At 63.9% G+C, this 12607-nt stretch carries 11 protein-coding genes and 1 pseudogene; 7 read left to right on the top strand and 5 right to left on the bottom strand.

All coding sequences use genetic code 11. The features are described from left to right. Nucleotides 1-51: 51 nt before the first annotated feature. From ACSFC7_RS12845 to ACSFC7_RS12835, 3 genes and pseudogenes are all read right to left on the bottom strand, one after another. A complete protein-coding gene (locus ACSFC7_RS12845) occupies nt 52-474 on the bottom strand; it encodes a hypothetical protein (protein WP_436343162.1) in 423 nt (140 codons plus the stop codon). Between the two features lie 143 nt (nt 475-617). Next, nucleotides 618-1670, bottom strand: a pseudogene (locus tag ACSFC7_RS12840) (NAD(P)/FAD-dependent oxidoreductase). 100 nt (nt 1671-1770) lie between these two features. Then, entirely contained in the window at nt 1771-2502 is a 732-nt protein-coding gene (locus tag ACSFC7_RS12835) for an N-acetyltransferase family protein (RefSeq protein WP_436343161.1), read from the bottom strand. Between the two features lie 186 nt (nt 2503-2688). On the opposite strand from ACSFC7_RS12835, the gene ACSFC7_RS12830 reads away from it, so the two are divergent. The 6 genes from ACSFC7_RS12830 to ACSFC7_RS12805 all read left to right on the top strand — a co-directional run bounded on the left by ACSFC7_RS12830 (nt 2689) and on the right by ACSFC7_RS12805 (nt 7522). Continuing rightward, nucleotides 2689-3501 carry a prephenate dehydrogenase/arogenate dehydrogenase family protein gene (locus ACSFC7_RS12830; RefSeq protein ID WP_436343160.1) on the top strand — a complete coding sequence of 271 codons (813 nt, stop codon included), beginning with the start codon at nt 2689-2691 and terminating at the stop codon, nt 3499-3501. Then, nucleotides 3498-5123, top strand: coding sequence for a small ribosomal subunit Rsm22 family protein (locus ACSFC7_RS12825; RefSeq protein ID WP_436343159.1), 1626 nt, complete (start codon nt 3498-3500; stop codon nt 5121-5123). Before ACSFC7_RS12830 ends, ACSFC7_RS12825 begins: the two co-directional genes overlap by 4 nt. Nucleotides 5124-5330: 207 nt before the next feature. After that, entirely contained in the window at nt 5331-6137 is an 807-nt protein-coding gene (gene surE / locus ACSFC7_RS12820; protein WP_436343158.1) for a 5'/3'-nucleotidase SurE, read from the top strand. Nucleotides 6138-6233: 96 nt separating this feature from the next. Further along, nucleotides 6234-6464 (top strand): SelT/SelW/SelH family protein, encoded by a 231-nt coding sequence (locus tag ACSFC7_RS12815; RefSeq protein WP_436343156.1) that lies wholly within the window; start codon nt 6234-6236, stop codon nt 6462-6464. A 202-nt stretch (nt 6465-6666) separates the two neighbouring features. Next, the gene (locus ACSFC7_RS12810) at nt 6667-7053 is read left to right on the top strand and encodes a helix-turn-helix transcriptional regulator (protein WP_436343154.1); all 387 of its coding nucleotides are present in this window, start codon (nt 6667-6669) and stop codon (nt 7051-7053) included. A gap of 322 nt (nt 7054-7375) precedes the next feature. Beyond that, a complete protein-coding gene (locus ACSFC7_RS12805) occupies nt 7376-7522 on the top strand; it encodes a DUF1328 family protein (RefSeq protein WP_436343153.1) in 147 nt (48 codons plus the stop codon). 333 nt (nt 7523-7855) lie between these two features. Here the strand turns inward: ACSFC7_RS12805 and ACSFC7_RS12800 are convergent, their stop codons facing one another. After that, complete coding sequence (locus tag ACSFC7_RS12800) at nt 7856-8131, bottom strand: HalOD1 output domain-containing protein (protein WP_436343152.1); 276 nt, start codon at nt 8129-8131, stop codon at nt 7856-7858. Between the two features lie 1142 nt (nt 8132-9273). Between ACSFC7_RS12800 and ACSFC7_RS12795 the strand changes: the two genes are divergently transcribed. Further along, nucleotides 9274-9660: a hypothetical protein gene (locus ACSFC7_RS12795; RefSeq protein ID WP_436343150.1), complete on the top strand. Its 387-nt coding sequence runs from the start codon at nt 9274-9276 to the stop codon at nt 9658-9660. Nucleotides 9661-10170: 510 nt separating this feature from the next. Here the strand turns inward: ACSFC7_RS12795 and ACSFC7_RS12790 are convergent. After that, nucleotides 10171-12582, bottom strand: coding sequence for an ATP-binding protein (locus ACSFC7_RS12790; RefSeq protein WP_436343149.1), 2412 nt, complete (start codon nt 12580-12582; stop codon nt 10171-10173). Nucleotides 12583-12607 lie beyond the last annotated feature (25 nt).

Here is a 12607-nt window from a genome sequence, read left to right as displayed (position 1 = left end):
GCGATCTCGAGGTGCCCCCGTTCCAGCCGGCGGATTTCCATCGACAGCGGTTCAGAGCGGGTTCGCGTTCGGATCGTCCGCGAGTCCGACACCTAGTTCGACAGCGGTCGGAAGCGTCTCCGGAAGCGGCGGCCGCCCTCGGGCGATGGTCATGGTGACGGAGGCCCTGTACGTTCCGGTCGCTTCGACCGGAACGTGAAACCGCCTGGACGGCGTAGTCCGGTAGATCAGCGTCTCGCCGTCGACGCGACCGGCGATCTGATCGACGGCCTCGAGTTTCGCCTCGTCTACGGGAGGGGTCCCGACTCCGTTGAGGACGTACTCGAAGAGAGGGTTGCGTGCGACGACGAGGCCGACTGCACGATCGTACTCGTCCCGGTCCCAGTCGATCACCACCGCGAGCGACTGCCCCTCGGTCGCGTCGAACTCGAAGACCGATCCGTCGTCGCCCGCCGGTATCGTTTCCTCGAGCACGACGGTCCCGTCGTCGTCCGCTGCCGTACAGCCGGCCGCGGCCGCGAATCAGCTACTCCCGACGAGTCCGAGAAATCCCCGTCTGTTCACACCCATCCGTTGCGAGGAGAAGTGATAAGCCTTCTGTACTGTACCTTTATCTGTTATTTTCCGTTTCCGACCTGGGCACCGACCTCGAGCCCGCATCGTAACGCCGCGTGGACCCGCCCCTCGCCGGCGACCCAGTCACCGAGACAGTACAGCCCCGACGCTTCGGCCCGCTCGAGCGGTTCCCGATCGACGCCGGCTTCCGGCAGCGCGTGGCGCCAGCCCTGGTGGTCCGTCCAGTCCGGGTCACGCAGTCGATCGTCCCCGATCACGTCGGCGGTCAGTTCGGCGAGTTCCTCGAGGTTCGCCTCGGGGTCCTCGTCGAAGCGATCGACGGACCAGTCGTGATTCGCCTGGACGATCAGCAGCGACTCACCGTCGGGGACGTGGCCGGGTTTACACTCCTCGCGAGAGATCCAGCCGATCTCGTGGTCCTTGTCCGTGTTGACCAGCGCGTAGTAGGGCACCTCGAGTTCGAACGGGTAGTGAAAGATTCCGGTCCATATCGTACGGTAGGGGACGTCGTCGACGGCGTCGACGAGCGAGTCGCGAACGTCGCTCTCCCACGCGGCCGACCGCAGGAGGGCGGTCGTCTGAGGCGCCGGCGGGGACAGGGCCACCGCGTCGAACGGGCCGTACTGCTCGCCGGCCGCGTCCTCGAGTCGCCACGCCTCACGACCGTCGTCGTCCCGCTCGCGGACGATCCGCTCGACGCGCGTTTCGCGGTGGATCGTCGCGTCCGTCGCGGCGAAGAGTCGCGTCGCGATCTGCGTCAGTCCCTCGCGGTAGGTCCACTTGTGCTCGTCATCGTCCCGACCCTTCGAGACCTCGCCCGCGCTGTCGAACGTCTAGATCGGCTCGGTGACGTCGACCAGCCCCGCAGTGTCGAGCGTCTCCGTGAGCAACTCGACGACCCGCTCGTCGTCCGATTTCACGTAGTTCGCGCCGTAGTCGTAGACCACGTCGTCCCGGCGTCGCGTCGCCGCGCGTCCACAGAGGCCGCGGGACTTCTCGAGGACCGTGATCTCGGGGTTCTCGGGTGCGTCCTCGAGCGCGTACGCCGCGGCTGCGGCCGCCGCGCCGGCACCGACGATACCGATTCGAGTCATGTGGGTGACTACTCCGGGCCCGTCGGGTATGTATTGCGGGCCTACGGAGACCCCAACTCGTGATTCCCGATGCGACCAGTCCCGAAACGACGAGTTCCGGCTACAGTTTGTAAGCCATCATCACTTCGTCGACGCACTCGCCGTCGATCTCGTAGTGATTCCGACGGATCGCCTCGGTGTCCCAGCCGTGGACGGTGAGGAACTCGAGCGCTCGCTCGTTGGTGATCGGCACGCTGTTGTACACCTTCCGGAAGCCGTTGGCTTCGGCCCACTCGACCCCGCGGGCGAGCAGTTTGGTGCCGATACCGTGGCCCCGGTAGGTCTCGCGGACCCCGATCGTCTGCTGTGCGGTACCCTGTGCGTGCTCGATCTGCGGGAGATCGAGGTGGGTCCAGCCGACGACGTCGCCGTCGACCGTCGCGACGAAGAACATCCGGGATCTGACGCTGTTGTGTCTGGTCACGGCGTCCTCGTAGAGCAGTTCCTCGGCGATGGTCTCCGCGACAACGTACGTCTCCGCCGCCGTCACGTCCCGAATCGTGTCGATGAGGCCGTCGAAATCGGCCTGCCTGCCGGGACGGACGAGGAACGTGAGACCGTCGATCGTGTACTCCGTGACGGCACCGAACTCGAGGGCGATCTCCAGCGTGCCCTCCTCCTCTTTCAGATAGCCGTCCGATTTCAACGCCTCGAGGTGGTCCCGAAACTCCGCGGACGGAAGCGACACGACGTCCAGTAGCTTGTGTCGCTTGACGGTTCCGTTCCGTTCGACGTACTCGTAGAGTCGTTTGCGTGCGTCCGAGGAAAACGTCGGTCGCTCCATCGCTCCCATAGGGTCGGTACGACGACCTCGGGTTTAGAGTTTGGGAGGTGTTGGCACGCAGTCCGCGGACCACCGACTCGGCGGGCGAGCCGTCGCCCTCCGCGGAACTAAACCGACGATCGATCCGTCGCGCGGACAGTCACTCGAGCGTATCGATCGAACGGCTTTTGCGATGCCGGGCGGTAGGAGCGAGCGATGGACGTACTGATCGTCGGCGCGGGCGCGATGGGGACGTGGTTCGGCCGAGCCACGGACGCCTCGGTGACGTTCGCCGACGTGGACGCCGACGCCGCGGCCGCGGCAGCCGAGCGAATCGGTCCCGACGCCGAGACCACCGCGCTCGAGGGAACGGACAGTTACGACGTCGTCTGTCTCGCGGTGCCGATGACCCACGTCGTCGACGCGGTCGCCGACCACGCCGATCGGGCCGAACGGGCGATCGTCGACGTCTCGGGCGTGATGGGACCCCCGCTCGAGGCGATGGCGACGCACGCACCGGCCCTCGAACGAGCGAGCCTCCACCCGCTGTTCGCACCCGAACGGGCCCCCGGTTCGATCGCGGTGGTCCGCGACGAGAGCGGGCCGGCGATCGACGCGCTGCTCGAGGCCCTCGACGCGCGCGGCAACGACCTCCTCGGGACGACGGCGACGGAACACGACGACGCGATGGAGTCGGTCCAGGCGGCGACTCACGCCGCCGTCCTCTCCTTTGCCCTCGCGGCGGACTCGGTCCCGGAGGGGTTCGAGACGCCGATCTACGAGGGGCTGCGAACCCTGACCGAGCAGTTGACCGAGGGGACCCCCCGAGTTTACGCCGACATTCAACAGACGTTCGCGGGGGCCGACACCGTCGCCGACGCCGCCGCCACCGTCGCCGACGCCGACGCGGCGGAACTCGAGTCGCTGTATCGGGAGGCCGCCCGCCAGTGGCAACCCGAGCGCACCGACGACGACGCGGAGATGCAGGCCGAGACGAACGACGACACGACTAACGAGACCACCAAATGACCGACCAACGCGAGGCCGTCCGCTCGAACGCCAAGTATCTTCGCAACGTCAGACCGATCGATCCCGAAGAAATCTGTGACTACATCGACGGGAATCCGCATCCGGCCGTCGTTCGCCAACTCCTCCGGGAGGAGGCCCCCGACCTCGGACTGCTCGAGCGCGACGACGGCACCTTCGTCCCCGTCGACGACGGGCCGGTTCGACCGAACCGAGGTCCCGTCGAGAGGCTCCCGTCGACGTACGAACGCCTACTCGAGGACTTCCTGGTCGATCGCTACGGCGTCGACTGGCACGAGGACACCACCGGCGACCTCCTGCGGTCGACCGTCCGCCGGTTCAAGGCTCGATACCTCGAGCGCCAGTACGTCGAGTACAGCGACGACGTCGCGGCCGGCTACGCGATCTACCACCTGCCGGCCTACTACGCCGCCATCCAGTACGCGCTCGACGACCTCGCCGAAGGCGGTCTGCTGGGTCGGAATCTGCGCGTGCTCGACGTCGGCGCTGGCGTCGGCGGCCCCGCACTGGGGCTGTGTGACTACCTCCCCGACGACGCCCTGGTCGACTACCACGCGATCGAACCCAGCGCGGCCGCGGACGTGCTCGCGGAACTGCTCGAGGAGACCGGCCGCAACGTCCACCCGACGATTCACCGAACGACGGCGGAGGCGTTCGACCCGAGCGTCATCGCGACCGGTGCCGACGGCGACGAGACCGACGCCGGTAGCGCCAGCGGCTTCGATCCGACGGTTCCCGACGACGGCTTCGACCTCGTGATCGCCGCGAACGTGCTGAGCGAACTCGAGGATCCCGTCGCCGTCGCGCGCTCCGCGCTCGAACTCCTCGCTCCCGACGGGACGCTGCTCGCGATCTCCCCGGCGGACAAGAACACGAGCACGGAGTTGCGCGAGGTCGAACGCGAACTCGAGGACGAGCGCCTGTGGACGTCCGAAGAGATGGGGATCGACGAGACCGAGTCCGGTGACGGGACCGATGACAGCGACGGGAGTGACGACACCGGCAACCCTGACGACACCGGCCGGCACGGACAGGTGACCGTCTACGGCCCCACCGTCCGGCTCTGGCCGGGCGCGCGGCCATCGGATCGTGGCTGGTCGTTCGACGCCAGACCCGACCTCGAGGTACCGTCGTTCCAGCGGAAACTCGACGAGGCGACGCCCGAACACGACGAGGAGCACGCGCCCGGCGAGTTCGTCAACGTCGACGTTCAGTTCTCCTACTCGCTGTTGCGTCTCGACGGGCAGCGACGGATGAGCGTCTCGCTCGATGCCAGCGACTGGGCGCGCATGGCCGACATGGAGCGACACGTGACGAACCGGATCGATCTCGTCGCGGCGAAACTCAGTCGGTCGCTGAGCGGCAGTGACGGCGACGACGGCGGTTCGAGCCGTTCGAACCCGCTGTTCAAGATCAGCGACGGCAGCGAATCGACCGACCACTACGCCGTCCTGACGGGGGAGACCTCGCTCAATCGGCCATTACTCGAGGCCGACTACGGGGAGATCTGCTCGTTCGAGCAGATTCTCGCGCTCTGGAACGACGACGAGGGCGCGTACAACCTGGTCGTCGACGAGGAGACCATCGTGGACCGCATCGGCTGACGTCGCGTCTCACCGCTTTTTCGTCCCCGATCGACCCTCGATCCGCCAAACCGGTAGACTCTCGACCGCCGAAGCGGTTGATTTCCGATTCGCCGAAGCGGTAGATCTCCGATTCGCCGAAGCGGTAGATCTCCGATTCGCCGAAGCGATGGGCTCTCGATCCACTGAAGCGGTGGGCTTTTCGCGCCGGCCTCCGACCCGATTGATATGAGCGACCCCCTCGAGATCCTGTTGACCAACGACGACGGGATCCAGAGTACAGGAATCCGGGCGCTACACGACGCCCTCGCCGACCACGGCAACGTGACCGTCGTCGCTCCGGCGACGGACCAGAGCGCCTGTGGCCGCTCGATGTCACACGAAGTCGACGTCGAAGAGCGCGACCTGGGCTACGCCGTCTACGGCACCCCGTCGGACTGCGTCGTCGCCGGACTGGCCGAACTCGGCCCCGAACCCGACATCGTCGTCGCGGGCTGTAACAAGGGTGCGAATCTGGGCGAGTACGTCCTCGGCCGGTCGGGAACCATCAGCGCCGCCGTCGAGGCCGCCTTCTTCGACGTTCCCGCCATCGCGACCTCGATGTACGTCCCGGTCTCGGAGACGCCGCTTTCCGAGATCGAACTCGGCCCCGAGGAGTACGCCGAAGCGACCCGCGTGACGTCGTATCTGGTCGATACCGCGCTCGAGGCCGGCGTCTTCGACCACGCCGCCTATCTCAACGTCAACGTCCCGGTCGCCAGCGGCGAGCCCGCACCGATCGAGATCACCCACCCCTCGAAACGCTACGAGATGGACGCCGAACGCGACGGGAGTCGCGTCCACATGCGGGACCGGATCTGGGAGCAGATGGATCCCGACACGCTTCCGGACCCCGACGGGACGGACCGCCGGGCCGTCGTCGAAGGTCGTATCAGCGTCTCGCCGCTCACGGCTCCGCACTCGACGAATCATCACGAGGCGCTCACCGCGCTCGCGGAGCGGTATCCCGAAACCGGTGGCCCGGTCGATCAGTAACCTATCGTTTCGTCGACACCACCGAGACTGCCGCTCCGGCGGCGAGAATGCATCGGCTACCGAACTGATTTGTATCGGGATGGTGAATCGTCACCTATGACGAGCGTCGAGATCGAATACTGCGTCCCGTGTGGCTTCCTCGAGCGTGCCGAGGACGTCCAGCACGCACTCTTGTCGACCTTCGGCGAGCAACTCGATGCAGTGACGCTTGCGACGGGCGCGAACGGGGTTTTCGCGGTCCGTGTCGACGACGAGGTCGTTTTCGAGAAGCACGAGGAGACGTACGATGTCGACGAGATCGTTCGTCAGGTGCGTGATCGGCTATGAGCACTGTTCACGGGATTCAACAGTGTCGCGTTGGTGAAGTGATAACCGACTTGCGGGTCGCAAGGCCGTCGCTATTCGACGACGGAAGCGTTACGATAGTCATACCGTAACGAGCAGCGACAGGGATAGGTAACGAATGAAACAGAAGAACAAGGACGGTGCGCGTACGAATGGCGATAGTTTCCGACGCGGGTGATCGACAATGGTATTCAATACACTCTGGACCCGCCTCTCGTCGCTCTGGTCGACCGGGTCGACCGACGAGACGGCGGACGGCGAGTCTTCGACAGACGAATCGGACGAGACAGACGACGAGACACTGAGTTATGCCGAGGAGATCGAGTACGGTGTCGACGAGCGGGATCTCCCCGACGAGGACAAGATCCTCAGACTGCTCGTCAAGCGCGGCGGGCGCGTCGATCGATCGACCGTCCGCAACGAGACCGGCTGGTCGGACGACCATCTCGAGGACGTCATCAACAACATGGAAGACGAGGGCCAGGTCAGCGCGATCACCGTCGGGCGCAAGCGGGTTATCTGCCGGCGCGGATTCGAACCCAAAGGCTATCGCTCGCACTTGAACGAGTAGCGGCCGCCGGTGACGGACTCGCTGGCCGGAGTTTCGACGAGCGTCGGTGGCGACCGTTTGCCGGACGTTCTACGACCTCGACTCGTATCGCGTGAACGAGATTTTGACAGTTCGCGTTCCCGTCCGGGAGCACCGGCTCTGTCCAGGCTAGAGGCTACTCACAGTCGGTGGCGACGGTCGCTCGAGCGAGACAGAACTGGTTCGAAACTCGACAGACACCCCCAATCGGAGTCGACGGACGGCGCGATACCAGCTATACGGAACCGGCTCTGTGGCGTATTCAGGCCGAATTCATTTCCATCGAACTGACCTACTCGTAGGTATGTTAGAACTGGCACTGTTGTTCTTCGTGATCGCGATCATCGCGGGCGCACTCGGCGCAGGCGGCGTCGCAGGAATGTCCATGGCCATCGCGAAGTGGCTCGTACTGATCTTCCTCGTGCTCGCGATCGTCTCGTTCCTGCTGTGAGCGAGGCGCGAGGATAGGACCGCCGCCCACCGCGGGCGTCCTCGCAACAATACCGTCGGTCGGACGGTTTCGCGACGGACAGCGGTCGCTCGGTAGCGAGCGTGTCACTCCGAGCGGAGGCTGTCACGACAAACACTGCCCGGGCCTACCGGGAGTGTGTCGCGAACAGCACCAGCGCGTTCCGTTTGGCACTGATCGTCCTCCAGCCACGTGACCGACGCCCGCACAGCCGTTGCTCGACGCGGATCACCACACGTCGACTCCGAACGCAGGGCTCGCCCGGCGTCTCGAGTCGACTCCGGCGCTCCCTGTGGGCACGGGTCGGCGACTGCGCTAACAACAGGTCGACGACGACTGCTCTAGCAGCAGGTCGTCCCGACAGAGGACACCGTCGACGAACAGTCGGCCGTCGCTCGTCACCGTCACCTCGTGGTCGGCGATATCGAACCGAAACGTCCAGGTGCCGGTGTCGTGGTTGGCCAACTCCGTCAGGACCGTCGGGTTGACGTACTCGTAGAGGGTGTACTCGACCTCCTCTAACTCGAGTCGATCGGCTTCGGCCAACGCCTCGACGACGTCGACGATAATCCTGTCCCGCTGTGAGTCCATCGGTCTGTCTCGCTTCGTATCGTAGCTATTCATCGGTTGATCTGGATCTGCGTTCGCGTCGCGTTCGTCCGTCCGACCACAACCTCTCCCCCCATTGGAGTGGCTCGGCCCTGCCCTACCGTCGCGTGGCTCCCGTCCCGTCCGTGACTGGGTCCGAGCCTCGAGTGATCCCGACCGCGTTCGAGCGAGTCAGTGGCGGTCCCGATTCGGGAATCGTGCCACCCCCGTCCCCGTCGTGTGCTGGAGTGAGACGCCATACTCCCCGAATCCCGGTACGCCACCCGCGTACGACCCCCGAACTGGTCGGTCATCGTCACAGATGGCTCGTCGAGGGGCCCACTATTAAATAGGTTGTCACTAAATCTAACAGAAACGGATCGTTCGCTCGAGTACGGCGATATTGACCGGCCTGACGGCCTCGATCATTATATCGGGGTGCGTATCATTAGTTCGATATTGACTGTCGTCTCTCGCGAGGAGTGTTCGATGCAGTAGTGTCTCGGCTGCCGGTCTTTCGACGAAGCCAGTATTTCTCCGGCTATCTATTGCACCTACAAAACAACTGACTGGAGCGCTGTCACTCGAACTATCCGCATCGACGGTTGGACCGCCTGTTCCCGATATCGAATTCGTTCGAGGAACGCAGAACTAGTCAGCTATACGTTACGTTCGGCTCGAGCGTGCGCCGAGTAGAAAGTTTCATTCCGGATATCCGCCTCTTCACAGCGTGGGGATGGCACACAAAGATGACGTAACGCGGGTTCTCGCCGCGTGTGAAGCGTGTGGTTCGGTTTATGCCGCACGGGCCCGACGGAACGGTTCGACTGATCGGACAACAAGACTGTTCGTGTGGCGCGAACACGTTCGAAATCGTCGATGACGAGGGGGAGGATTCACCGACCGGGGCTGGTGCGGAGTAGCGACGACTCGAGCGTCGCCGCTGACTCCAGTCGGTCCGCCGTTCGTTGCGGTGTTCGGCCCTCGAGCGACGGCTACGCGGACGTGTCGGCTCGTCGACTACCACCGGTGGCGCGGAGTCGGCGCTGCGTTCCCTGTCCGGGGCGACGAAGGACGGAAGACTTAGTGGTCCAGTCCCAACGCTCACCTAGCATGCGTCTCAACACCGACTCGAGGTGGGATCGATGATCCTCGACGATGCCGAGCGACCCGCCGCGGAGTACGAAGCCCTGGCTGACGCGCTCGACGACCTGCGCGAGGAAGTGGCCGACGAGCCGATCAAGGAGTCGCGACTCGAGGGCCTGTTCGACGAGGCGACCACGACCAATCCCAACATCTGGAACACCGTGACGGCGTTCATCGACGTCGAAGACGGCGAGGCAATCGTCACCGAGACCTCGAAACTCGCTCAGGGGAGCTGGGCGCCCGAGATCGTCGACGACTGCGACGCGATGTTGACCGTCGATATCACCTACGGCCAGATGCCCGACGAGTTCAAATACACTGTTCTGAAGAAGTTGGAGGAGAAGGTCGAGGCTGCGAGGGCGGAGGCTGAGCGGGCTCGAGAGTGATGGCAGTCGGAAAGGGACGAATCGTGCTTTAGCCAGGACTCGAAACGTGGCGATGAGCGGTTCACGAGCGTGATTCCGGGACTATCCGCGCGGCAGTTCGGAGTAGTAGAGATCGGATCGGCTGAACCGTCCCGGCTGAACGGCTGGACCTCACCGGTGACTTACCAGACTGATCGTGTCGGACGGTCTCTCGAAGTCTTCTCGACAGGTTCGCGGTTGCTCGTGGTTTTGCATCAACAGAACCCACGGTCTATACGGCGGTCAAGAATCAGCTGCAGACCGGACCGGGAGCCTTCGTCTGATGGCGCACTACTGCGAACACTGCTCCTCGAGTGACACTGTTACTCGGTTCACGCACTTTCCAGACGGGGACCAGGAGTACCTCTACTGGGAGTGTCACTGGCCGATCAGTGAGAAGTCGCTCCACTCGGAGTGATTTAATGAGCAGAGGGCCTGTTGAATCCTCAGAGAGTAATCGCTCCAGTAGGCTCCGCGGTAAGTACAGGTGATCTATGTGCCGCTATCAGTTGCTGTTGGCAACGTAAAGGAGAACGTCGATCCCTCGCCAGGTTCAGATTCGACCCATATGCGTCCGCCGTGACGTTCGACGATCCGTTGACAGAGTGCCAGCCCGATCCCGGTGCCGGGATGTTCCTCCCGGCCGTGAAGGCGCTGAAACACCTCGAAGACGCGCTCTTGATCACCAGGATCGATGCCGATACCCTCATCGTGGACTGAGATCAGCCATTTCCGTCCCCGATGATCGGCTTCGACGTGGATCTTCGGTTCCTCATCCCCGCTGTACGTAATCGCGTTACTGAAGAGGTTTTGGAAGATCTGACGCAACTGACTGTCGTCACCTTCTACGCGGGGAAGGTCCTCGGTCGTAATCCGAGCGCCGCTCTCGGCGATCTGCATCTGTAGGTCTTCCTGTACCTCCGCAACGAGGTGATCCAAATCGATCGGCTCGAGGGGGTCGCCCTGCGTATCGACTCGCGAGTACTCGAGGAGACCGTCGATCATTTCGCGCATCCGCTCGGCGCCGTCGACCGCGAACTCGAGGAACTCCTCGGCGTCTTCATCGAGGTCGTCGGCGTAGCGACTCTCGAGCAACTGGAGGTAGCTCGAGACCATTCGAAGCGGCTCCTGGAGGTCGTGCGAGGCCGCATACGCGAACTGTTCGAGGCGCTCGTTCGACTCCTCGAGTTTCTCGACGAGTTCCGCGAGTTTCTCCTCGCGTTCGATCTGCTCGGTGATATCCTGTGCGAAGCTCAATCCCGCGAAGATCTCGCCGTCGGCGTCCCGCAGCGGTGTCGCCCATACCTGCCAGCGTCGGCCGACGACGGTGGTTCGGGTACTCCCGGTCTCGCCGTCCTCGATGGCTGCACGGAACAGCGGCTCGAGGTCTTCGACCACCTCGTCCGGGTAGAGGTCCGGCATCCTCGTTCCCTCGACTTCTTCCACGCTGGGAGCCGGGTCTCCAATCAACTCACCTGCCGCCAACGAGTATCGGAGATCGGAGTCGTAGACGCCGACAACCCCGTTCGGGAAGTGTTCGGCCAACGTTCGATAGAGTCGTTCGGACTCCGCGAGCCGGCGTTGGGCTTCCTTCCGCTCGGTGATATCGTTCATCGTGACGACCCCGCGGACCACGTCGCCGGCATCGTTCCGAATCGGCATCCCCTGGAGTTCGACGATCCGACGCTCGCCGTCGACCGCATCGATCTCTAAGATGTCGGGTTCGGTCACTGCTTCGCCGGTAACCACTCGGGCCAGCGTCATCTCTTCGGGCGGAACCGGCTCGCCTGAGTCGGCCCACTGCACCGAGTACCGTTCGTACTCCTCGATGGAACTGGCGTCGAACACGTCCCCGCCCCAGATCGCGTGTGCGGTATCGTTGGCTTCGACGATTTCACCGTCGGCCTCCGCGACGACGACGCCGACCGGGAGTACCTCGAAGAGGGTCTCGAGTTCGCGTTCGCGCTGTTTGCGCTCGGTGATATCGGTGATCGCACCGTTCAGTCGAATCGGTTCGCCGTTCTCGTCGTCAGTGACCCTGCCTCGAGCGACGACCCACTTCGTGTTCCCATCCGCGTCCCGAACTCGGTACTCGGCCTCGAGTTCGCCCGTTTCCTCGACGGCCTTCTCGAGCTGTTCCCACGTCCGCTGTTTGTCTTCTTCGTGGATCGGTTCGTAGAACCGTTCCATCGGTGCGGCGCTCGCGGCGTCGGGATCGATGCCGTACGTCTTTGCGAGAAAGTCGTCCGCTGTAACGATATTCTCCCGAATATCCCACGTCCAAAGACCGATAGAAGCGGCCGTAGTCGCCAGTTCCAGTTGGTTCTTGGTCTCCCGCAGGTCCCGCTCGCGGTTTCGGAGCGCTCGTTTCGTCTCCGCTTCCTCGATCGCCGACCCGAGTACGTTCGCAACGCTCTGTACGAAATTCGCGTCGTGCTGTGTGAACTCGCAGTACTCGGTCGTATGCGTGCCCAAGACACCCCACGGGTCTTCGATCGAGCCGATGACGACGCTGATCCCGCTGACGACGTCGTGGCTGATGAGTAGTTCGGGACCGGAAAAGCGCTCCTCCGTTCGAAGGTCATCGACGATAATCGGTTCTTCGGAGAGGAGCGTGTATCCCGCCTGTGAATCTACGTCGGTCGGGACCGTCGCCGAACCGACCAGTCCGTCGCGCCAGCCGACGCCCTGTCGGAGTAAGACCTCGTCGCCGTCGGGGAGCAATTCGAGAACCTTCGCGTATTCGTTGTCGAGCGTCTCGGCAACAGCGGCGGCGGCGTCGTGCATCAACTGATCGAGGTCGTCAGTCTCGAGCGCCTGCTGTCCGAGTTCGGCGACGACCTCCTGCTGGCGGATGCGAGTGGAGGCCTCCGAATCCACATCCGCGTGAGGAGAGGAAGTCATTCATCGACCATATTGTAGGACACTG

Origin of the sequence: Natronorubrum halobium (genome assembly GCF_051351675.1) — an archaeon.
In the GTDB taxonomy this organism is placed as follows: domain Archaea; phylum Halobacteriota; class Halobacteria; order Halobacteriales; family Natrialbaceae; genus Natronorubrum.
Note: the sequence above shows the minus strand (reverse complement) of the source record. Positions and strands in the feature narration are given on the sequence as shown.